The organism is Xanthomonas sp. 60, assembly GCF_011761925.1.
On record NZ_JAASQW010000009.1, the window covers coordinates 66641 to 88891 of the forward strand.

Annotated in this window: 20 protein-coding genes and 1 tRNA gene; 13 read left to right on the top strand and 8 right to left on the bottom strand. The window is 67.2% G+C overall.

Annotation, left to right across the window (positions count from 1 at the left end; translation table 11 throughout):
• Positions 1-50 precede the first annotated feature (50 nt).
• Genes FHY09_RS15695 through FHY09_RS15705 form a run of 3 tightly spaced genes read left to right on the top strand, consistent with a single transcriptional unit; the run spans position 51 to position 2728 of the window.
• Entirely contained in the window at positions 51-1208 is a 1158-nt protein-coding gene (locus FHY09_RS15695; protein WP_456362842.1) for a two-component system sensor histidine kinase NtrB, read from the top strand.
• Complete coding sequence (locus FHY09_RS15700) at positions 1201-1560, top strand: response regulator (RefSeq protein WP_166927848.1); 360 nt, start codon at positions 1201-1203, stop codon at positions 1558-1560. The genes FHY09_RS15695 and FHY09_RS15700 overlap by 8 nt, the downstream gene beginning before the upstream one ends.
• A gap of 49 nt (positions 1561-1609) precedes the next feature.
• On the top strand, positions 1610-2728 hold the full coding sequence (locus FHY09_RS15705; protein ID WP_456362843.1) for a catalase family protein: 1119 nt from the start codon (positions 1610-1612) through the stop codon (positions 2726-2728).
• 203 nt (positions 2729-2931) lie between these two features.
• Here FHY09_RS15705 and FHY09_RS15710 read toward each other — a convergent pair whose 3' ends face one another.
• Complete coding sequence (locus tag FHY09_RS15710; RefSeq protein ID WP_166927849.1) at positions 2932-3711, bottom strand: hypothetical protein; 780 nt, start codon at positions 3709-3711, stop codon at positions 2932-2934.
• Between the two features lie 219 nt (positions 3712-3930).
• On the opposite strand from FHY09_RS15710, the gene FHY09_RS15715 reads away from it, so the two are divergent.
• The gene (locus FHY09_RS15715) at positions 3931-4617 is read left to right on the top strand and encodes a hypothetical protein (protein WP_166927850.1); all 687 of its coding nucleotides are present in this window, start codon (positions 3931-3933) and stop codon (positions 4615-4617) included.
• 62 nt (positions 4618-4679) lie between these two features.
• Here the strand turns inward: FHY09_RS15715 and FHY09_RS15720 are convergent.
• A tRNA-Arg gene (locus FHY09_RS15720) sits at positions 4680-4756 on the bottom strand.
• A 239-nt stretch (positions 4757-4995) separates the two neighbouring features.
• Between FHY09_RS15720 and amaB the strand changes: the two genes are divergently transcribed.
• The 7 genes from amaB to FHY09_RS15755 all read left to right on the top strand — a co-directional run bounded on the left by amaB (position 4996) and on the right by FHY09_RS15755 (position 11490).
• Positions 4996-6528 carry an L-piperidine-6-carboxylate dehydrogenase gene (amaB, locus tag FHY09_RS15725; RefSeq protein WP_166927851.1) on the top strand — a complete coding sequence of 511 codons (1533 nt, stop codon included), beginning with the start codon at positions 4996-4998 and terminating at the stop codon, positions 6526-6528.
• 39 nt (positions 6529-6567) lie between these two features.
• A complete protein-coding gene (locus FHY09_RS15730; protein WP_166927852.1) occupies positions 6568-7338 on the top strand; it encodes an SDR family oxidoreductase in 771 nt (256 codons plus the stop codon).
• A gap of 70 nt (positions 7339-7408) precedes the next feature.
• Entirely contained in the window at positions 7409-7696 is a 288-nt protein-coding gene (locus FHY09_RS15735) for a DUF4190 domain-containing protein (protein ID WP_166927853.1), read from the top strand.
• Positions 7697-7700: 4 nt separating this feature from the next.
• The gene (locus tag FHY09_RS15740; protein WP_166927854.1) at positions 7701-8471 is read left to right on the top strand and encodes a class I SAM-dependent methyltransferase; all 771 of its coding nucleotides are present in this window, start codon (positions 7701-7703) and stop codon (positions 8469-8471) included.
• A 6-nt stretch (positions 8472-8477) separates the two neighbouring features.
• Positions 8478-9533, top strand: a complete 1056-nt coding sequence (locus tag FHY09_RS15745; RefSeq protein WP_166927855.1) for a quinone-dependent dihydroorotate dehydrogenase — start codon at positions 8478-8480, stop codon at positions 9531-9533.
• On the top strand, positions 9533-10576 hold the full coding sequence (murB, locus tag FHY09_RS15750; protein WP_166927856.1) for a UDP-N-acetylmuramate dehydrogenase: 1044 nt from the start codon (positions 9533-9535) through the stop codon (positions 10574-10576). Before FHY09_RS15745 ends, murB begins: the two co-directional genes overlap by 1 nt.
• Positions 10577-10620: 44 nt before the next feature.
• Complete coding sequence (locus tag FHY09_RS15755; protein WP_166927873.1) at positions 10621-11490, top strand: DMT family transporter; 870 nt, start codon at positions 10621-10623, stop codon at positions 11488-11490.
• Between the two features lie 52 nt (positions 11491-11542).
• Here FHY09_RS15755 and FHY09_RS15760 read toward each other — a convergent pair whose 3' ends face one another.
• A complete protein-coding gene (locus FHY09_RS15760) occupies positions 11543-12283 on the bottom strand; it encodes a hypothetical protein (RefSeq protein ID WP_166927857.1) in 741 nt (246 codons plus the stop codon).
• 402 nt (positions 12284-12685) lie between these two features.
• On the opposite strand from FHY09_RS15760, the gene FHY09_RS15765 reads away from it, so the two are divergent.
• Positions 12686-13492, top strand: a complete 807-nt coding sequence (locus tag FHY09_RS15765) for a glucose 1-dehydrogenase (protein ID WP_166927858.1) — start codon at positions 12686-12688, stop codon at positions 13490-13492.
• A 59-nt stretch (positions 13493-13551) separates the two neighbouring features.
• On the opposite strand, the gene guaA is transcribed toward FHY09_RS15765, so the two are convergent.
• From guaA to moeB, 5 genes are all read right to left on the bottom strand, one after another.
• Positions 13552-15117, bottom strand: a complete 1566-nt coding sequence (gene guaA, locus FHY09_RS15770) for a glutamine-hydrolyzing GMP synthase (protein WP_166927859.1) — start codon at positions 15115-15117, stop codon at positions 13552-13554.
• A gap of 115 nt (positions 15118-15232) precedes the next feature.
• Positions 15233-16690 carry an IMP dehydrogenase gene (gene guaB, locus FHY09_RS15775; protein WP_166927860.1) on the bottom strand — a complete coding sequence of 486 codons (1458 nt, stop codon included), beginning with the start codon at positions 16688-16690 and terminating at the stop codon, positions 15233-15235.
• Between the two features lie 132 nt (positions 16691-16822).
• Complete coding sequence (gene folD, locus FHY09_RS15780; RefSeq protein WP_166927861.1) at positions 16823-17701, bottom strand: bifunctional methylenetetrahydrofolate dehydrogenase/methenyltetrahydrofolate cyclohydrolase FolD; 879 nt, start codon at positions 17699-17701, stop codon at positions 16823-16825.
• A gap of 120 nt (positions 17702-17821) precedes the next feature.
• Positions 17822-19651 (bottom strand): monovalent cation:proton antiporter-2 (CPA2) family protein, encoded by a 1830-nt coding sequence (locus tag FHY09_RS15785; RefSeq protein WP_166927862.1) that lies wholly within the window; start codon positions 19649-19651, stop codon positions 17822-17824.
• A gap of 142 nt (positions 19652-19793) precedes the next feature.
• Positions 19794-20930, bottom strand: coding sequence for a molybdopterin-synthase adenylyltransferase MoeB (gene moeB, locus FHY09_RS15790; RefSeq protein ID WP_166927874.1), 1137 nt, complete (start codon positions 20928-20930; stop codon positions 19794-19796).
• Positions 20931-21221: 291 nt separating this feature from the next.
• Here moeB and FHY09_RS15795 point away from each other — a divergent pair, with 291 nt between their 5' ends.
• Positions 21222-21668, top strand: a complete 447-nt coding sequence (locus FHY09_RS15795; protein ID WP_166927863.1) for a hypothetical protein — start codon at positions 21222-21224, stop codon at positions 21666-21668.
• Positions 21669-22251: the final 583 nt, after the last annotated feature.

The following is a 22251-nucleotide window of genomic DNA, read 5'->3' on the forward strand; positions in this document are numbered from 1 at the left end:
ACGCCAGTCACTCTAGCGTGCCTGTTTTACAGGGGATTAGACGTTCAGCCGTGGCAGCCGTACCCGCCCAGCTCAGTGCACAGACCGACCCCTCGCATCAGCTCAAGCTGTTGATCGAGAGCGTCAGCGATCATGCCCTGTACCTGATCGACCTCGAAGGGCGGGTATGCAGCTGGAATCCGGGTGCCGAACGCATCAAGGGCTACAGCGCCGAAGAGATCATCGGCAGCCATTTCAGCCGCTTCCACTGCCCTGCCGATCGCGATGCCGGCGAGCCCGAGCGCTCGCTGGACATCGCCATGCGCGAGGGCCGATACGCCTGCGAAGGCTGGCGCATGCGCCGTGATGGCAGCCGCTTCCGCGCCAACGTGGTCATTGAACCGGTGTACGAGCAGGACGTCCTGGTCGGCTTCGTCAAGGTGACCCGGGACATCACCGAAAGTTACCAGGCACAGACCCTGCTGCGTGATGCGCAGCGCGCGCTGGCCAACACCCAGCAGTTTGAAAAGGTCAACCGCCTCAGCCGCGGGCTGGCGCATGAGTTCAACAACCTGCTGACCACCATCCACAACGCGCTGGACCTGATCGCGATGCGCTGCGAGGAAGATCCGGCCACCACGCGCATCATCGGCAACGCGCAGGCCGCGGCCAACCGGGGCGCGCTGCTCACCCGCCAGCTGCTTGCGTTCGGTGCCGGCCAGACCCTCGTGCGCGAGCACCTGCGTCCCGGCGACTGGCTGCCGGGCGTGCTCGAGTCCCTCGTCAGCACGCTGCCCGGTGGCACGGCCCTCGAGCTGCATCTGGATCCGGAGCTGCCGGCGATCCTGGTGGATCCGGCGCAGCTGGAAAGCGCGATCCACAACCTGCTCGGCAACGCCTGCGATGCCATGCCGGCCGGCGGTACGATACGCATCGTCGGCCAGACCGAGCGCCGGTTGGACCCGCAGGCCGAGGCACCGACGTATCGCCGCTACGTGGCGCTGCGGATCAAGGATGAGGGCCACGGCATGACGCCGGACGTGGTGGCGCGTGCAAGCGAACCCTTTTTCACCACCAAGGACATCGGACAGGGCAGCGGCCTGGGCCTGAGCCAGGTCTTTGGTTTCGTAACGCAATGCGATGGTTTCGTGGATGTGTCCAGCACCGAAGGTGATGGTACGACCGTAAGCCTGTTGCTGCCTGCCATGGAGACACCCGCCAATGACTGATTCCCTCCGCGTGCTCATGGTCGAAGACCAGGACGATCTGCGCGACATGATCGGGATGGCACTGCAGGACATGGGCATCGATGTGGATGCCACTGCCGATGGCATGGCCGCCCTGGAGATGATGGAAGGCGACCGTCAGTACGATGTGGTCTTCAGTGATGTCAGCATGCCCAACGGCATGTCCGGGATCGAGCTCAGTGAGCACGTCGCGCGGGCCCAGCCGGGCGCGCGCATGATTTTGTCCTCCGGCTACGCGCGCTCCCAGCTGCCGCCGCTGCCGATGCATGTCGAGTTCCTGCCCAAGCCCTACCGCCTGCGCCAGCTGCTGGATCTGCTCCGCCGGAGCAACTGAGGGCTGCTGCGCTCTGCACGGGATGCTGACCGGGACTGGCACAGACTGGATGCCCCTCCCCCCGGATGACCTGCGCATGTCCGCCTACGCCGCTCCCATCGTGTACCGGCCCGATCTCGAAACCCATGAACCCGATGAACAGGCGATCATTGATGATCTCCGCGAGGTCTTCGTCGGCATGGCCCGCACCGTCGCCGACCATGAGGGCCACGCGTACCGCGCGGTCCACGCCAAGGGCCAGGGGCTGCTGCGCGGACGCTTCGAAGTGCTGGCCGACCTGCCCGCCGAATTCGCGCAGGGCCTGTTTGCCGTCCCCACCACGTATGCGGTCATCGTCCGCCTGTCTTCGCCGCCGGCCGAACAGCTGCCGGACACCGTATCCACCCCCCGTGCCATCGCACTGAAAGTGCTGGATGTCCAAGGTGAGCGCGTCCCCGAGAGTCAGGAGCGCGCGTCCCAGGATTTTCTCATGGTCAACGGCCCCACCTTCACCACCCCTGGGCCCAAGGGGTTCCTGCGGTCATCGAAACTGCTGGCGGCGACCACCGAGCGCATGCCGAGGACCAAATCGGTGATATCGGCCACGATGCGCGGCGCCGAGCGGCTGCTCGAGGCAGTGGGAACCGGAAGCGGCAAGATCAAAGGCATGGGAGGAGAGCCCCAGGTCCATCCGCTGGGTGAAACGTTCCACAGCCAGGTGCCCTACCGTTTCGGGGATTTCGTGGCCAAATTCTCGCTTGTGCCGGTCTCGCCCGCCTTGCAGGCACTGGAAGGCGCGGGCATCGACAACAGTCCGGAATCCCAGCGCGAGGCGGTGGACGCGTTCTTCCGCAGTCTGCAAGCGCCGGTCGAATGGCACCTGTGTGCCCAGCTGTGCCGCGATCTGGACACCATGCCGATCGAAGATGCCAGCGTGGAGTGGCCCGTGGAAGAGAGTCCCCGCGTAGCAGTCGCGCGCGTGGTGATGGGCCCGCAGGTGGCATGGGAAGGTGAGAAGACGCAATCCAGCGAAGACGCGCTGACCTTCGATCCCTGGCACGCCTTGGCCGCGCATCGCCCGCTGGGTGCATTGAACCGCGCACGCCTGCAGGTCATGGCCGCCTCGCGAGGCTTCCGGTCGCAGCACAACGGCTGCCCGTTCCATGAGCCGGGCGCGCGCACGGACTGAGCCACGCGCCTGCGGCAGGCTGCCGGGTCGCAGGGCTGCACAGGAAGGCCTTGCGGCTGCGCCCCGTCCGCACGCTGGCACGCTGCAGGTCACCCTGCCCGCCCCCGCGCCAGGGGGGCGGTTCGCCTTCGGTTTTTTCTTCAACCCACCGTCAAGACAGCTCTAGTGGGAGCGGGATGCGCATCCCCCTGGGCGCCCGAAACTCAGCGGCAGTTCTCCGCCTCGACACGACGGATCGATTCGATCCTGCCGTTGCCGGTGGCGACGTGCACGCAGTCGCGCGTGCTCGCATTCCACCAGGTGACCACCGACCGGCCATCACGCTGCTGACCGTCCCGGTCGGTGAAGCCGCGCGCGCGCAGCTCGGTTTCCGCGCCCGCAGCACGCGCCCCGACCAGGTCATCCAGCCCCGACTGTGCGCAAGCGCCCGATGCACGCCACGGAACCTGCACGGAGCGCTCACGCAGGCCTGCCCCGTAGCCGTCGCTGTAGGCGCCATTGTCGGCCGCCGCGTCATACCCGTGCACTCCGTCGCGATATCCGCGCTCGTAGTCGGCTTCGTGCCGGGCGTCATCATCGTGGTCGCCATCGTCATGGTGATGCGCCTGGTGCGCGAGGGCGGCGATACCGAGAATCGCAGCAGCGGCCACCGCCACCTTGGCGCCGTCGGACATGCCGGCGCTCCTGCCCTCCTGCTGGCCACAGTCCGGTGCCGGCGCTGTCACCGCCGACACCACCCTTGCCCCGTCGCTGCGAACCATCACGCAAGGTCCGTCACGGGCGTTCCACCAACTGCCGTACCCGCCCGACTCCGATTGGCGGCTGTAACCCCGGAGTCCGAGCACACGCGATGCGTCGCGATCACTCTGGCCCTGCAGGTCACCCAGTCCCGGGGCCGGGTCCTGCGCGCCTGCCTGCGAGGGCGCGAGCAGGGTGATGAAGGTGATTGCGAAGGCCAATGCACTGCGTTGCGCGACCGACATGGCGGATCTCCGTAGCATCGGCCGGGCTGGCCGCTCACGACGAAGCCTGCCCCAAACGCGCAGCGCCGACGTGACCTCTCCGCCGCACGGGCGCGCGTGGGTGCCCTCCTCGCCCGCCGCGCCGCGGGCTGTCCCCAGCAGGCGTCCGGGAAGTGCTACCGTGCGGCTGCGCGCGCTCGGCCGACGGGTGCGGGCACTGCCTGGAACCGAGCAGCCTGAATGGATTTCCTGAAGGTCCTCAAATCACTCGAAGAACTGGTGTTCGAGGCGCTGACCTGGATCGTGCTGCTGCCGCGCACGCTGGTGCGCATCGTGCATTCGCCGGTGGTGATGGCCGACTATGCGGCCAGCCAGCTCGGTTCGGACAGTGAGAATCGTTTCAGCGAAGCCATCAGCCCGCCGCTGCTGTTGATCCTGTGCGTGCTGATCGCCCACGGATTCGACATGACGCTGCGCACCAGCGAGGCAGAGCCCGACGGCACGTTGGCCGCCGCGCTGCTGGCATCGGAACAGAACCTGCTGCTGTACCGGACCCTCGCATTTGCGATCTGGTCGCTGGCCGGGTCACTTTATTATCTGCTTCGCACCGGACGTCCGGTTAACCGCGAGTCCCTTCGATTCCCGTTCTACGAGCAGTGCTATCTGGTTGCACCGTTTGCCTTGGGGGTATCGCTGGGGCTGACGCTGATTTCGCTGCCCGAAACCTGGGCGCTGCTGAGCGGAGTGCTGGCCTCGCTGCTCGCAGCCGGATGGTTCTGGGTGGCACAGATCGCGTGGCTGAGGCGGCACACGACCCTGTCCCGCTGGCGCTGCGCCGTCGCGGCCACGCTGATCGGCGGCGTCGGTTCGCTGTGCAATGGGCTGGTCGCGTTGATGCTCACGCGCATCCATGCTGCGGCAGGGTGATCACACCGCAGGCCTGAAGAGGCGACAGCAGCTTGATGTGCTGTGACGCACGCATCCCATTCTGGTGACCCCGGCCCGATTCGAACGGGCGACCTTCCCCTTAGGAGGGGGACGCTCTATCCAGCTGAGCTACGGGGCCGGATCGACCCGTGAAGGATACAGGCAGAGCGTCCGCCGGGCCACCTCCGTGCGTGCTTCGTATTACCTGGAACCGGGCATCACGGCTCGGCCCTGCGGGATGCCGGGACCCGCACGCCGCACTGCGGCAAGGCTCTCCCGCGCCCCTCTGCTACCATCGGCGGTCAACTTCCGCCGCGTCGCAGACGCCAGCGGAGACGCCCGAACACGCAACGAAACGCACCACGCACAGGAGTGTCCATGTCTTCCGAACTTCTCAAGGCCCTCGGGCTCGACGCGATCAACGCCGGCACGTACCTGGGCAACGGAGAATGGTCCACCGGCACCACCGGCGAACTGTTCTCGCCCAGCAACCCGACCACCGGGCAGGCGATCGCGCAGGTCCGCGCGACCACGCCCGACGAATACGAGACCGTGATCGCGCGTGCGCAGGAAGCCTTCAAGGTGTGGCGCACCACCCCCGCGCCGCGCCGCGGCGAAGCGGTCCGGCTGTGTGGCGAAGCGCTGCGCGCCAACAAGGACGCACTGGGTTCACTGGTCGCCCTGGAGATGGGCAAGAGCAAGCCGGAAGGCGATGGCGAAGTGCAGGAGATGATCGACATCGCCGATTTCGCCGTGGGCCAGAGCCGCATGCTGTACGGCTACACCATGCACTCCGAACGCCCCGGCCACCGCATGTACGAGCAGTACCACCCGCTGGGCCTGGTGGGCATCATTTCCGCCTTCAACTTCCCGGTGGCGGTGTGGAGCTGGAATGCCTTCCTGGCCGCGATCTGCGGCGACATCTGCGTCTGGAAGCCGTCCAACAAGACCCCGCTGACCGCCATCGCCTCCCTGCGGATCTGCAACGAAGCGCTGCGCAAGGCCGGCTTCCCCGACATCTTCTTCCTCATCAACGATGCCGGCACCGCGCTCTCCGAAACGCTGGTGGAAGACCGCCGCGTGCCGCTGATCAGCTTCACCGGCTCCACCCAGGTCGGGCGCACGGTCAATGAGAAGGTTGCCCGTCGGCTGGGCCGCTGCCTGCTGGAGCTGGGCGGCAACAACGCCATCATCCTCGACGAGACCGCGGACCTGAAACTGGCCGTGCCGGGCATTGTGTTCGGTGCCGTCGGCACCGCCGGCCAGCGCTGCACGACCACGCGCCGGCTGATCGTGCAGCGCTCGATCTACAAGGATGTGCTGGCCACGCTGGTCAAGGCCTACGGCCAGGTCGAAAGCAAGATCGGCGACCCCACCGATGCGGCCAACCTGATGGGCCCGCTCAACAGCGAGGCCGCCGTGCAACAGTTCCTCGATGCGATCGCGCAGGCCAAGGCCGCCGGCGGCACCATCGAAACCGGCGGCACGCGCATCGACCGTGCCGGCAACTTCGTGCTGCCCGCCATCGTCAGCGGCCTGAAGAACACCGACGCCGTGGTCCAGCACGAGACCTTCGCGCCGATCCTGTACGTGATGCCGTATGACACGCTGGATGAAGCGATCGACATGCAGAACGGCGTGCCGCAGGGCCTGTCGTCCTCCATCTTCACCGCCAACCTCAAGACCGCCGAACGCTTCCTTTCGGCAGCGGGCTCGGATTGCGGCATCGCCAACATCAACATCGGCACCTCCGGTGCGGAAATCGGCGGTGCGTTCGGTGGCGAGAAGGATACCGGCGGTGGCCGCGAATCCGGCTCGGATGCGTGGAAGGTGTACATGCGCCGGCAGACCAACACCATCAACTACTCCGATTCGCTGCCGCTCGCGCAGGGCATCAAGTTCGATCTGTGATGCGTGCAGCGGCCGGGCCAGCGCCAGGCGGGGCGTGTCATGACGGATGAATCACGCTCCCTGCGGTTCGATGGCCGCCGCGTGCTCGTCGCCGGTGGCAGCAAGGGTATCGGCCGCTGCATGGCGCTGGCATTCGCGCAGGCCGGGGCAAGCGTCTCGGTGTGCGCGCGGGGCACCGCAGGACTGGACGCGCTCAAGGCCGAGGCCTCGGCACTGGGACGGGGCCTGCATGCGCATGCCACCGACCTCGCTGACCCTGCGCAGATCCTGGCGTGGCTCGAGAGCGCGGCCGAGGCGTTGGGCGGCATCGATGTGCTGGTCAACAATGCGACCGGCTACGGCATGAGCGATGACGAAGAAGGCTGGGCGGCAAGCCTGCAGATCGATCTGCTGGCTGCGGTGCGCGCCTCCCGGCTGGTGCTGCCCTGGCTGCGTGCGGGCACCGATGCCTGCATCCTCAACGTGTCCTCCATCGCCGCGCAGCAGCCTCGCCCCGGTGCGGCGCCCTACGCCGCCGCCAAGGCCGCCCTCTCCCACTACACCACCAGCCAGGCGCTGGCGCTGGCACCGCACCGCATCCGCGTCAACGCCATCGCGCCCGGCTCCATTGAGTTTAACGACGGACTCTGGGACCGCCGGCGCAACGAGGACCCGGCGCTTTACCACGGCACCCTGGCCAGGATTCCGTTCGGACGGTTCGGGCAACCGCAGGAGGTGGCCGATGCCGCGCTGTTCCTGTGCTCGCCGCTGGCGCGCTGGATCACCGGCCAGATCCTCGCCGTGGATGGCGGCCAGGTGCTGATGGGCTGAGCCGCGGCACGCAGGCATTGGGCTTGTCGCCCGCAGGCACTATCATGGGCACTCTGAAATGGAGGTCCGCATGAGCGTGCCAACGCGTCAAACCAGTACTCTGGCCATCTTCAGCCTCGTGCTGGGCATCCTGGGCTGGACCCTGCTGCCGTTCCTGGGTGCCATCGGAGCGATCATCACCGGCCATATGGCACGCGCGGAAATCCGCCGCGAGCCGGCGCGGCTGGAAGGTGATGGCCTGGCCGTCGGCGGCCTCGTGCTGGGCTGGCTGAGCGTTGCCATGGGCGTGCTTGCGGTGGTGGTGTTCGTTGCATTCTTCGGTGGCCTGGCATGGCTTCACGCGATGTCGTCAGGCTGAGCGCATGAGTACGCCAACCTCGGCAGCACGCTTTTCCAATCGCGTGCAGGATTACGTGCGGTACCGCCCCGGCTATCCCGCTGCCCTGCTGCATTGGCTGCATGCGGAACAGGGCGTGGCACGCACCGCGCAGGTGGCCGACATCGGCGCAGGCACCGGCATCTCCAGCCAGATGCTGCTCGCTGCCGGTCACCCGGTGATCGCCGTGGAGCCCAATACGGACATGCGCGCGGCCGCCGAACGCTGGCTCGCCGTCGATGGCGCGGCCTTCCGCGCGGTCCCCGGCACGGCCGAGGCCACGGGGCTGCCCGACGCCAGTGTCGATCTCATCAGCGCCGCGCAGGCATTCCACTGGTTCGACACGCAGGCCATACGCCCGGAATGGCAGCGCATCCTCGCACCCGGCGGGCGCGTGCTGGTGTACTGGAACTCGCGGCTGCTGGAGGGTTCGCGCTTTCTCAGCGGCTACGAACAGCTGCTGCTGGATCACGGCACCGACTACAGCGCAGTGGCCGAACGCTATCAGTCCGACGATGACATGCGCGCCTGGTTCGGCGGCGGGCTGCAGGCCATCGGCCGCTTCCCCAACGTGCAGATGCTGGACTACGACGCCCTGCAGGGGCGGCTGCTGTCGTCCTCCTACGCGCCGGTTGCGGGCGATCCGGCGCACGCACCGATGCTGGCCGCGCTGCATGCCCTGTTCGACGCCGAAGCCCGTGACGGCCAGGTGGCCTTTGAATACCAAACCCGTGCCTTCCTCGGCACGCTGGACTGATCCGCCATGTACTCGCTCGCCCGCCCCTTCCTGTTCTCGCTCGACGCCGAACGCGCCCATGGCCTCGGCCTGGCCGCGCTCGATACCGCCTACCGCCTGGGCACCACGCCGCTGGTGGCACCGCGCATCGCGCCCCTGCCGACGCCCGCCTTCGGCCTGACCTTCCCCAATCCAGTCGGCCTGGCCGCCGGGCTGGACAAGAACGGTGATCACATCGATGCGCTGTTCGCCCTGGGTTTCGGCTCGGTGGAGATCGGCACGATCACGCCGCGCCCGCAGGCCGGCAACCCGAAGCCGCGCCTGTTCCGCCTGCCGGCCCACGGGGCCATCATCAACCGCATGGGTTTCAACAACGACGGGGTGGATGCGCTGGTGCGCAACGTGTCACGCGCACGTGATCGCCGCGGGCTGCTGGGCATCAACATCGGCAAGAACAAGGACACCGCCAACGAAAACGCGCTGCAGGATTACCTCACCTGCCTGGACAAGGTGTATCCGCTGGCCGATTACATCACCGTCAACATCTCTTCGCCCAACACCGCCGGCCTGCGTGAACTGCAGGAAGAGAACGCGCTGCGGCAGCTCGTGTCCGGCCTGCGCGAACGGCAGGAACAGCTGGCGGGCATGCATGGGCGGCGGGTACCGATGCTGGTCAAGGTGGCACCAGACCTCAACGAACGCGACATCGACGCCGCCGCGCGCGTGCTGGCCGAACTGCAGGTCGACGGTGTCATCGCCACCAATACCACCGTCGACCGCACCGCCATCGTCGGCGATGCGCTGGCCCATGAAGCCGGCGGGCTCTCCGGCGCGCCCCTGCTGGAGCAGTCCACCCTGGTCCTGCGCCGCCTGCGCGCACGCCTGCCGGAGACTGTTCCGCTGGTCGGCGTGGGTGGCATCAGCTCGGGCGCCGATGCGGTGGCCAAGATGGCCGCCGGCGCCGCGCTCGTGCAGTGTTACAGCGGCCTGATCTTCCGGGGTCCGGCGCTGGTGGCCGAATGCGTGGAAGCGATCCGGCGCCGCCGGGAGGCACCCAGCCGTGGCGCGGTGGGAGGCCTGTGATGGGCACCAACGGCTGGACCCTGAGTGACGACGCCTCGCTGCTGGCGCTCAACACGTTCCACGTCCAGGCGCGTGCCGCACGGCGGCTGGACATCCACGACGCCACCACGTTGCCCGAAGCGCTGGCACAGCCGGAGATCGCCGCCGGCCCGGTGATCGTGCTCGGCAGTGGAAGCAACGTGCTGCTTGCCGGTGATGTGGACGGCACCGTACTGGTGCTCGCCAACAGTGGCATCGAGATCCTTGAACACCGCGCCGATTACACCATCGTGCGCGCCGGCGCAGGTGTGAACTGGCACGCGCTGGTGACCTGGTCGCTGCAGCACGGGCTGTCCGGGCTGGAGAACCTGGCGCTCATTCCCGGCACCACCGGCGCCTGCCCGATCCAGAACATCGGCGCCTACGGCGTGCAGGTCGGCGAGTTCATCCAGACGGTCGAGGCCTGGGACCGCCAGGCAGGTGCGTGGGTGCGGCTGGAGCAGGAGGAATGCGATTTCGGCTATCGCAGCAGCGTGTTCAAGCAGCAGCCCGAGCGCTACATCATCACCGCCGTCGAGTTCCGGCTGCCGCTGCTGCATGCACTGCGCATGGATTACGCGGGCATCCACGAAGAGCTGCAGGCGCAGGGCGTGGAGCTGCCCAGTGCCATCGACGTGGCCAACGCGATCATCGCGATCCGTCGCCGCAAACTGCCGGACCCGGACGTGCTGGGCAACGCCGGCAGCTTCTTCAAGAACCCGGTACTGCCGCTGGAGCAGATCGAGCTGCTGCTGCAGCAGTTCCCGGCGATCCCGGTGTTTCCGGCCGAGCGCGAGGACCTGCGCAAGGTGTCGGCGGCGTGGATGATCGAGCACTGCGGCTGGAAAGGTGTGCGTGAGGGCGATGCCGGGGTTGCGCCGGGCCATGCGCTGGTGCTGGTCAACCACGGCAACGCCACGGGCGCGGAACTTCTGGCGCTCGCGCGGCGCATCTCCGCTTCGGTGCTGGAAACCTTCGGCGTGCCGATCGAACCGGAACCGCGCCTGATCGGCGCCCAGTGGTGAGTACGGCCAGTGGCGGCGGCCCGCCCCTGCGGGCGGCCTGGCTGATGCTCGGCAGCACCTGCGCGTTCGGGTTCATGGCACTGGCCATCCGCTATGCCACCGCCCACGTGCCGACGCAGGAAGTGGCGTTCTTCCGCAATTTCTTCGGCCTGCTGGCGCTGCTGCCGATGCTGCTGCGGCCGGGCCGCGCGCCCTTGTCCACCACACAGCTGCCGCGCTATTTCCTGCGCAGTGCGATCGGACTGGCCTCGATGCTGTGTGCGTTCTGGGCGCTGGGGCACCTGCCGCTGGCCCAGGCCATCTCGCTGTCCTATTCCACGCCGTTGTTCGTCACCATCGCAGCGGTGCTGTGGCTCGGGGAAACCGTGCGCCTGCGCCGCTGGGCCGCGGTGATCGCCGGATTCATCGGGGTGCTGGTGATCGTGCGGCCCGGCACCGCCGGCTTCACCGCCGGCAGCCTAGTCGCCGTGGCCGCCGCACTGCTCAGCTCACTGGTGGCCATCCAGATCAAGCAGCTCACCCGGGTGGACAGTGCCGATACGGTGGTGTTCTACACGTACGTGTTCTGGGTGCCGTTGTCGCTCGTTCCGGCCCTGTTCGGCTGGGTCTGGCCCAGCGGCGTTGCGTGGGTGTGGCTGATCGCCACCGGCGTGCTGGGCACGCTCGGCCAGCTGTTGTGGACGCGCGCGCTGCGCCTGGGCGAAGTCTCCGCGCTCACCCCGATCAGTTTCATGCAGCTGCCCCTGGTCACCCTGCTGGCATGGCTGCTCTTCGATGAAGCCGTCGACCGCTGGACGGTGCTGGGCGCGGTGATCATCCTCGGCTCCAACGCCTACATCGCCCATCGCGAGGCCCTGCTGGCACGGCGTGCGCGCAGCGTGGGCGCCAGTGCCGGTGCCAAGCCGGGCGAGTAGACGCCGCTGGGGGTGATGCGGGGACCTGCACGGGCACTCCATCGCCACAGCGTCAACCGACCCGATAGACCGCCTGTCGCGTCCGCTGCGATTCACGCTCGGCGTCGAGCAGGCGCGCCAGCTCGCGCAGTGCGGCCCACCGCTGTACGGTCGAAAACCGCGCCGACTGGGGACCTAGCAGACGTTCCTGCGTCTGCACAAGGCGCCGCAGCACGTGCTGGTGGCGGTAGGTCTCCGGCTCCAGGGATTCCCGCCAGGCCACATCGCCGGGGTTGTCGGCAGCCGCCACCGGGTGCCAGGCAAGCCCATCGTGCAGGGCCTCGGCCTGCGCATGCATCACTGCGAGCAGATCGCGGTGACGATGAAGCGTATCGACGAAACACTGGCCCAGGATATCGGTTGCCGTGGGCAGCCCGGCAGGCTGGGCAAGCCAGCTGCCCACCCGCTCAAGCGCCCGGCCGTCGGCGCAGCTCCAGGCCACGCGCGGACGAGGCATCGGGGCCGGCATTCCCTGCCCGGGCATGGGGGCCACGTCCAGGGGAACCACCCACCAATGGCGGCCCCAGCGAACAGTGCTCCGCGCACGCGACGCCGACGGACCCTCGGTCGGCAGGGCCACGGCAGGCGGTGAGCTGGACACCTCGAGCAGCCAGCGCCCGCCACGGTCGTCGGTGACGTCACACCGGCAGGCGAGCTCGCCACACGCACTTGGACGCGGCGCGAGCTTGCTTGCATAGATGCCGAAGGCGCTGGCCAGTATCTCGGTGATGTGGATCAAGGGCACTGGGGTCATGGGCGATCCGCCATCGGACTGGTCTGAGTCGGCACTATCCCAGACACGGCGGGGATCGGCGTGTAATCAGCCTCGAAGCGCCTCGCGTGGTCGTCTTTGACGCGATGCCGGGACGTCCAGCGCGGTCATTTACGACATCTTGCGCGCGTTTTCGTCGCGTGATGGGGCCCCTGCCCCACGCCGTCCACGTCATTTTCCGCGTTGCGCGCAGCACCATGCAGCATGGGAGGTTTCCCACTCCAGTACTTTCAGAATGCGTGCGCCCCCCAAGCCAGTTCCACCTCTCGCCGTAATCACGGGATGACCCTCAGGATTAGGGCCGTCCATGACGCAACGATGTCCAGTGCGACCGTACGCGGCGACCCCGTAGCGTCCCCTGCCCCCTGCAACTGCGAGAGTCCCATGCATGACACCGCCCTGATCAACCACACCGCGATCGTCACCGGCGCAAGCTCGGGCATCGGCCTCGCCGTTGCCGAGGCCCTCGCAGATGCCGGCGCGGCCGTGGTGGTCAATTACCACTCCAACGGCGAATCGGCGGATGAGCTGGTCGCGCGCATCACCGGCCGGCAGGGCAAAGCGATCGCGGTGCAGGCCGATGTCGCGCAGGAGGATGAGGTGGCGCGGCTGTTCGACGCGGCGGCCGAAGCGTTCGGGCGTGTGGACATCGTCGTCTCCAATTCCGGCGTGCAGAAGGATGCGGCCATCGCCGAGATGTCGCTCGAAGACTGGAACACCGTCATCGGTATCAACCTGACCGGTCAGTTCCTCTGTGCCCGCGAGGCAGTAAGGCGTTTCCGGAAACAGCCGGCGGATGCGCGCCCGGCACGCAGCGCGGGCACGATCATCGCGATGAGTTCGGTGCACGAAATCATTCCGTGGGCCGGGCACGTCAACTACGCCTCTGCCAAGGGCGGCATCCGCATGCTGACCCGCTCGCTGGCGCAGGAAGTGGCCGCGGACGGCATACGTGTCAACGCCATCGCGCCGGGCGCGATCCGTACCCCGATCAACAAGGAGGCGTGGGAAACCGACGAGGCGCTGACCAAGCTGCTCCGGCTGATCCCGTACGGCAGGATCGGTGAACCGGAAGACGTCGCGCGCGCGGCGGTGTGGCTGGCCTCCGACCAGGCCGATTACATCACCGGCACCACGCTGTTCGTGGATGGCGGCATGTCGTTGTATCCGGAGTTCCGTGACAACGGGTGAGTGCGGTTTGGCTTGCCGCGAACAACAAGGGCGCCTTTCGGCGCCCTCGTTCTTTCACCTCATTCCCACTCAATCGTCGCCGGTGGCTTCCCCGAGATGTCGTAGACCACCCGCGACACCCCGCGCAGCTCATTGATGATCCGGTTGCTCACCGTACCCAGGAAGTCATACGGCAGGTGTGCCCAGTGCGCCGTCATGAAATCGATGGTCTCCACCGCACGCAGCGCGATCACCCACTCATACGCGCGCGCATCGCCCACCACGCCCACCGACTTCACCGGCAGGAACACCGCGAACGCCTGGCTGGTCTTGTCGTAGAGATCGGCCTTGCGCAGTTCCTCGATGAAGATCGCATCGGCCCTGGCCAGCAGTTCGGCGTATTCGCGCTTCACTTCACCAAGGATGCGCACGCCCAGGCCTGGGCCCGGGAACGGATGGCGGTAGACCATCGTGCGCGGCAGTCCCAGCTCCACGCCGAGGCGGCGCACCTCATCCTTGAACAGCTCGCGCAGCGGCTCCACCAGGCCCAGCTTCATGTGCTCCGGCAGGCCGCCGACGTTGTGGTGGCTCTTGATCACGTGCGCCTTGCCGGTCTTGCTGCCGGCCGACTCGATCACATCCGGGTAGATGGTGCCCTGCGCCAGCCACTTCGCATTGCTCAGCTTGTTGGACTCTTCGTCGAAGATGTCCACGAACAGGTTGCCGATGATCTTGCGCTTGGCTTCCGGATCACTCACGCCTTCGAGCTTGCTGAAGTAACGGTCGGCGGCGTTCACGCGGATCACCTTGACGCCCATGTGCTCGGCGAACATCGCCATCACCTGGTCGCCCTCCTGCCAGCGCAACAGGCCGGTATCCACGAACACGCAGGTCAGCTTGTCACCGATCGCTTTGTGCAGCAGCGCCGCCACCACCGACGAATCCACACCGCCGGACAGGCCCAGGATCACTTCGTCATCGCCCACCTGTTCGCGCACGCGGGCGATCTGGTCGTCGATGATGTTGGCCGCCGTCCACAGCGTCTGGCAGCCGCAGACATCCACCACGAAACGGCGCAGCAGCGCCTGGCCCTGCAGCGTATGGGTGACTTCGGGGTGGAACTGCACGCCGTACCAGCGCTTTTCTTCGTTGGCCATCGCCGCCACCGGGATGCGCCCGGTGGTGGCGGTGATGGTGAAGCCGGGCGGTACCTTGGCGACGTGGTCGCCGTGGCTCATCCAGACATTCAGGCGCGCCTGGCCGGGGTGATCGCTCAGGCCGGAAAACAGCGCGTCGGGCGCCACCACGTTGACCTCGGCATGACCGAACTCGCGCTGGTCCGCCGCTTCGGTTTCACCCCCCAGTTGCGCGGCCAGGGTCTGCATGCCGTAGCAGATGCCGAACACCGGCACCCCGCTGTCGAACACTTCCTGCGGCGCGGCGGGCGCACCCGGCAGCGTGGTGGATTCCGGGCCACCGGAAAGAATGATGCCCTTGGCGCCGAAGCCGGCGATGTCGGCCGGGTTGTGGTCCCAGGCCCAGATCTCGCAGTACACGCCGAGCTCGCGGATGCGCCGCGCGATCAGCTGGGTGTACTGCGCGCCGAAATCGAGGATGAGGATCTTGTCGTTGTGGATGTTGGTCATGGCGCCCGGGCGATGCAGTGAAAAGGGAAACGAAACGCAGGAGAAAAAACCGGCGGCGGATGAAGAAAGAGGAACAAGGCGCGGGGTCCTCGTTCCTCTCTCCGTACATCCCGCATCAGGCGCGGTAGTTCGGCGGTTCCTTGGTGATCTGCACGTCGTGGACGTGGCTCTCACGCTGGCCGGCGCCGCTGATCTTGACGAACTTCGGCTTGCTGCGCATGTCTTCGATGTTGGCACAGCCCACGTAGCCCATGGTGGCACGCAGGCCGCCCATCAGCTGGTGGATGATGCCGCCGACCGGCCCGCGATACGGCACGCGGCCTTCGATGCCTTCGGGCACCAGCTTGTCGGCGCTGGAGGCGTCCTGGAAATAGCGGTCCTTGGACCCCTTCTCCATCGCTGCCAGCGAGCCCATGCCGCGGTAACTCTTGTACGAGCGCCCCTGGAACAGCTCGGTCTCGCCGGGCGATTCCTCGGTACCGGCCAGCAGGCCGCCGATCATGATCGTGGAGGCACCGGCCACCAGGGCCTTGCCGATATCGCCGGAATAGCGGATGCCACCGTCGGCGATCAGCGGGATACGGTCCTGCAGCGCTTCGGCCACCAGGTCGATGGCGGTGATCTGCGGCACGCCGACACCGGCGACCACGCGCGTGGTGCAGATCGAGCCCGGGCCGATGCCTACCTTCACCGCGTCCGCACCGCTGTCCAGCAGCGCCAGCGCCGCCTCGCCGGTGCAGATGTTGCCGCCGATGACCTGGACCTGCGGGAAGCGCTTCTTGACCCAGCTGACGCGGTCGAGCACGCCCTGCGAATGGCCGTGCGCGGTATCGACCACGATCACGTCCACGCCGGCGGCCACCAGGGCCTCCACGCGCTGTTCGGTATCGCCGCCCACCCCGACCGCGGCACCGACGAGCAGGCGCGTGGCGCTATCCTTGGCGGCGTTGGGATGATCGGTGTTCTTCTGGATGTCCTTGACCGTGATCAGGCCGCGCAGCGCGAACGCATCATTGACCACCAGGATCTTCTCGATGCGGTTGCGGTGCAGCAGCTGCAGCACTTCTTCGGACGCGGCGCCTTCCTTGACCGTGATCAGGCGATCCTTCTTGGTCATGATGTGGCGGACCGGATCGTCAAGCTCGGTTTCAAAGCGCATGTCACGGTGGGTGACGATGCCCACCAGGTGGCCGCCATCGTCCACCACCGGCACGCCGGAGATGTTGCGGGCCTGGGTCAGCGCCAGCACGTCGCGGATGGTGGTTTCCGGCCCGACGGTGATCGGATCACGGATGACGCCGGCCTCGAATTTCTTGACCCGGGCCACTTCGGCGGCCTGCTGCTCCACGGTCAGATTCTTGTGGATGATGCCCATGCCGCCCAGCTGCGCCATGGCGATGGCCAGGCGGGCCTCGGTGACGGTATCCATGGCCGCCGAGAGGATCGGCAGCTTGAGCCGGATATCGCGCGTGAGGCGCGTTTCCAGGCTGACATCCTTGGGCAGGATCAGGGAGTGTGCGGGGACGAGCGAGACGTCGTCGTAAGTAAGTGCTTCAGCCTGAATGCGCAGCATCGGCATGCCCGAGATGTGGGGAAGCGCGTCATTTTACCCTGTTTGCCGCTCCGACGACAGGGGGCGGGTGCGACGCAGCGTCGCGCAGGCGGATCGAGCGGCCGCACGTGACCGGCCGCTCCCGGCCTCGCCTCAGAAGGCTTCGGCGGCTTCCAGCGTGTTCTGCATCAGGGTCGCCACGGTCATCGGCCCCACCCCGCCCGGCACCGGCGTGATCCAGCTGGCGCGCTGCGCCGCCGCGTCGAAGCCCACATCGCCCACCAGGCGACCATCGTCGAGCCGGTTGATGCCCACATCGATCACCACGGCGCCCGGCTTCACCCACTCGCCCGGCACGATGCCCGGCCGCCCCACCGCGACCACCAGGATGTCCGCGTTGCGCACCGCCTGCTCCAGCACGTCGGGCGGGGTGAACTTGTGGCAGCTGGTCACGGTGCAGCCGGCGATCAGCAGTTCCAGTCCCATCGGGCGGCCGACGTGGTTGCTGACGCCGACGATGGTGGCGTTGCGGCCCCGCACCGGTTGATCGGTGTGGCCCAGCAGCGTGGTGATGCCGCGGGGCGTGCACGGGCGCAGGCCGAACTCGCGCAGGGCCAGGTGACCGACGTTCTCCGGATGGAACCCGTCCACATCCTTGCGCGGGTCGATGCGCTGGATGATCCGGCGCGCATCGGGGATGCCCGGCAACGGCAGCTGGATGAGGATGCCGTGGATCGCCGGATCGGTGTTGAGGCGGTCGATCAGCGCGAGCAGCTCGTCCTCCGTCGTGCCGGCGGGCAGATCGAAGTCATGCGCTTCGATGCCCACCTTCTCCGCCGCGCGGCGCTTGTTGCGCACGTAGACGGTCGAGGCCGGATCTCCCCCCACCAGCACCACGGCGAGCCCGGGACGGCTGCCGCCGGCAGCCAGCCGCGCATCGACGCGCACCTTGAGGCTGTCCAGCAGCGCTTCGGAAATGCGGCGGCCATCGAGGATGCGGGCGGAGTGTGGGGCAGCGTTCGGCGAGGTCATCGGAGCAGGCATGCAGCGGTGGGGAGGGCTATTGTCCCCGATTCCGGCACCTGCGGGTACGCAGGCCCCTGCGCGCCACTGCAAGCGCGCCCGCCGCCCGCGCGCCACACCCGCCTGACCTCACGCTTCCGGCGGCAGCTGATCCGGGTTGAGCGTGCGCGACTGCCGTTTCGGGGCAGTGAACGGCGTGGGTGTCGGCACCCCGGGCAGCGCCGAGCCGAAGACCATGTGGGCGCCCGCGCGCGTGCTGCCGCCGGCCATCTCCAGCTGCAGGCGCTCGGCATCGCGCTCGCGGATCTGCACGGCGATATCGCGCGCGTCGTCTTCGTCGGCACCCAGTTCCATCAGCGCGGCCTGCCCGAACAGCACGGCGGACTCGAACGTTTCGCGGATCTGGAAATCCACGCCGGCGTGGATCAGGCGCAGTGAATGCTGGCGGTCGAAGGAACGCACCAGCAGCTTGGCCTGCGGGAACTCATGCGCGACCAGCTCCACGATCCGGTCCGCTTCGAGCGGATCGTTCACGCACACCGCGATCGCGCGCGCACTGCCGGCGCCGGAAGCGTGCAGCACGTCCAGGCGCGTGCCGTCGCCGTAATAGATCTTGAAACCGAAGCGTTCGGCGCTGTGGATCATGTCCACGTCGTTGTCGATGATGGTCACGTCCACGTCGCGCGCCAGCAGCGATTGGCTGGCGACCTGGCCGAAGCGACCGAAGCCGATCAGCAGCACGCTCCCGGACAGGCCATCGGCCTCCTCCACGCCCTCCATGTTGACCTCCGCCACCGGCGCAAAGCGCTTGTGCACCAGCACCACCAGCGGCGTCAGCGCCATGGACAGCACGACCACGGCGGTGAAGTTGGCATTGATGTCCACATCGATCACCCCGGCACTGGCCGCGGCGGCGAACAGCACGAAGGCGAACTCACCGCCCTGCGCCATCACCACGCCCCGGTCCAGCGCCTGCGCGTGCGGGCTGCCCAGCAGGCGCGCCACGCTGTAGATGCACAGCGCCTTGGCCAGCATGAGCGCCAGCACCAGGCCGACGATCAGCGGCCAGTTCGCCGCCACCACCCCGAGGTCGAGCGCCATGCCCACGCTCAGGAAGAACAGCCCGAGCAGAATGCCGCGGAACGGCTCGATGTCTGCTTCAATCTGATGCCGGAACGTGGATTCGCTCAACAACACCCCGGCCAGGAACGCGCCCATCGCCATCGACAATCCGGACAACTGCATCAATAGGGCGGCACCGAGCACCACCAGCAGCGCGGCAGCCGTCATCACCTCGCGCGCCTTGGCCGCGGCCAGCACCCGGAACAGCGGATTGAGCGCGAAACGGCCCACCAGCACCAGGCCGACCACGGCCGCCGCACCGATGCCCACCGCGAGCCAGCGCGACCCTGCCCCGCCTTCGTTCGCCGCCGTCGGCCCCATGAACGCCACCAGCGCAAGCAGCGGCACGATCAGCAGGTCTTCGAACAGCAGGATGGAAACGATCTTCTGCCCCGGCGGCAGCGCGATGTCGCCGCGCTCGGCCAGCAGCTGCATCACCACCGCGGTGGAGGTCAGCACGAAGCCGGCCGCGCCGATGAAGGCCACCTGCCACGGCAGGCCGAACAGCTTGGCCACCAGCGTGAGCACGACCGCGCAGGTCACGATCTGCGCCGTGCCAAGCCCGAAGATCTCCCGGCGCAGGCTCCACAGGTGGGAGGGACGCATTTCCAGGCCGATGACGAACAGGAACATCACCACGCCAAGCTCGGCGGTGTGGAGGATGGCCTGTGGATCGGAGAACCAGCCCAGCCCGAACGGACCGATGATCAGGCCGGCGCTGAAATACCCCAGCACCGACCCCAGTCCGAAGCGTCGGAACAGCGGCACCATGACCACCGCCGCGCCGAGCAGCGCCACCACCTTGACCAGCTCACTGGTCGCCCCTTCTACCGCCATGCGGTGTCACCCCGGAAACTCTCGATGGGCGTAACCATAGGCGAAGACTTCGCCCAGATGTAGCCGAGCGTGAGCGGAAGCCCGTTCCATCAATGGAACGGGCGTGCACCGCCGTGTGCAAAAGCACTAAAAACGCGCGGAATCAAGCGCTGCGACAGAAGGCGGCGTAGTCGATGTAGCCCGGGAACGGAGCACCCGGGGCGCACACCGTGCAGGCGGGATCCGGGCTGACGCCGGTTTCGCGGAAGCGCATGCCCAGCGCATCGAAGCGCAGCAGACGACCGGTCAACGGCTCGCCGATACCCAGCAGCAGCTTGAGGACCTCGGTGGCCTGCAGCACGCCGGCCAGCCCCGGGAGTACGCCCAGTACGCCGGCTTCAGAACAGCTGGGTGCGAACTCGGGCGGCGGCGGCTCGGGGAAAAGGCAACGGTAGCAGGGCTGCACGCCGCGCTGGCGACCGGCGTCGAACACGCTCACCTGGCCGTCGAACCGCTCGATGGCCGCATAGACCAGCGGCAGGCGGTGCTTGATGCAGGCATCGTTGAGCAGGTAGCGCAGCGGGAAGTTGTCCGACCCGTCCAGCACCACGTCAACACCTTCGAGCAGTGCATCGATGTTGGCCGAAGTGACCCGCGCCTGCACAGCCTCCACGTCCAGCGAGGGGTTGAGGGCGAGCAGGCGTGTGCGCGCGGAGAGCACCTTGGGCTCGCCGACGCTGGCGTCGGTATGGATGATCTGCCGATGCAGGTTGCTGCGCTCCACCACATCATCGTCGGCGATCCGCAGGTGCCCTACCCCGGCCGCGGCCAGGTAGAAACTGGCCGGCGCGCCCAGCCCACCGGCGCCGAGCACCAGCACGCGCGAGGCCAGCAGCGCCTTCTGGCCCTCGAGACCCACCTGCGGCAACAGCAGATGCCGCGAGTAGCGCTCGTTGAAGTCGCGCTCGGCGTCGCTCTGGATCGGCTGCACCAAAGGCAGTCCCTCGGCACGCCATGCGGTGGTGCCGCCGTGGACGGAGGCAATGCGGGTGTAGCCCAGTCCGGCCAGTGAGATCGCTGCCTCCATTGAGCGCCTGCCGCTCTGGCAGATCAGGACGGCCTCGCGATCAAACCCCGGCAGGTGTGCGCTCGGCTGGGCCTGGAGATCGCCCCTGGCAATGCCGAGCGCGCCTTCGGCCATGCCGGTGGCACGTTCGTGCGGTTCGCGCACGTCGATCAGCAGTGCGCCGTGGGCGAGGCGCTGGCGGGCCTGGGCGGGAGATAGCTGCGGGATGTCCATGCCGGCATTATCGCTCACCAGGGCGTAGGCCTGCGCCCGGTCATCTTCCATCTACAGCCTCCGGCCAGCGCGTGGCGCGTGGCTTCTGGCGATCTGGCAGCGTGGGTGTTGATGCGCGCAGCTGAAAAAGTAAGGGAGCTGCTCCGGCGTGAAAATTGGTGCGATTCACGTGCGTGTAGAGAAGCCACTGGATTGCAGATAAGCGTGACCGAACACTCAATTCGAAAATACTCTTGGCGATAGCCTGTCCGCGCCTCGATAAGCCGCCGATGACCAATGACAAGGATTGCCATGCGCATCATGCACCTGTCAAAACTTCCATTCATTTTCGCTACGCTTGCGGTACTGCCGAGCACGCCGGCCATGGCTTCATCGGCGCCCATCCCCCATGCCAGTGGAACGCCCATCGAAAACATCGGCAGTCCCGAGCGCGCGCGCGTCGAAAAGATGCTCGACAAGGCGCTTTCGGAAGCTGCCGAAAACCTGACCCTCATCGAGGGTCAAACGGGATTCAACATCCGGACGCGGCTCGTTCCAGAGCGCCGAACCGTGATCTTAGACTTGGGCGGGGGGGCGGTTCCCTCCCATACGGGCGGGGAACTGGAGGACCAGCAACACCGTCTGGCGCTTGTGGCGCTGGATCTGCTGCGCGGAGTCGTCGCCGTGGATGGCGCGGAGTTCCAGTTTGCCGGCCACACCATCCACCAGCTACGGCCGGATCCACTGCCCCCGATTTAAACACGCCAGCGACAAGGCTCCAGAACGAACGCTGCTCCTCCAAAGGTTGCGCTGGCGGGCGGACATGGGCTGTACTTCAACTATCAGTACAACGATTGGCGCGCCCAGCGTGATCCGTTAAACGGGATTACGGAGGATTTCATCACGCCGTATTTTGCCCGCGATCTGGCAATCCAGCTTTCCGGCACCGGCGCAACCGTATTGAAATCCCACACGAATGACACTCCCATCCATAACCCCGAGCGGGGAACAGATGTGGAAAGTCGGCGCACGCTGTTACCTGCAATCCCAACTACCGGACCAGACCGCCATCAGAAACTCGCTGCCTACTGCCACGCACTCACTTCGCGAGCGCGAAGAAGCTATCCGCCGTCGTCCTCTCTACGCCAACGACGCAGGCGCCGACTACGGAGCGCGGCATCACCGACTTTCATGCCGGCACTGCCTGCTCGGAGTTCCGTATCACGAGCATCCCCTCATTCAGCGCACCGACCAATGCGCCCATGGACATGTGGGTCAACGTTGAAGGCAAGCCAAGATTCCCCGTCACGCTGCGCACGCGGAATGTGACGTGTGCAAAAGG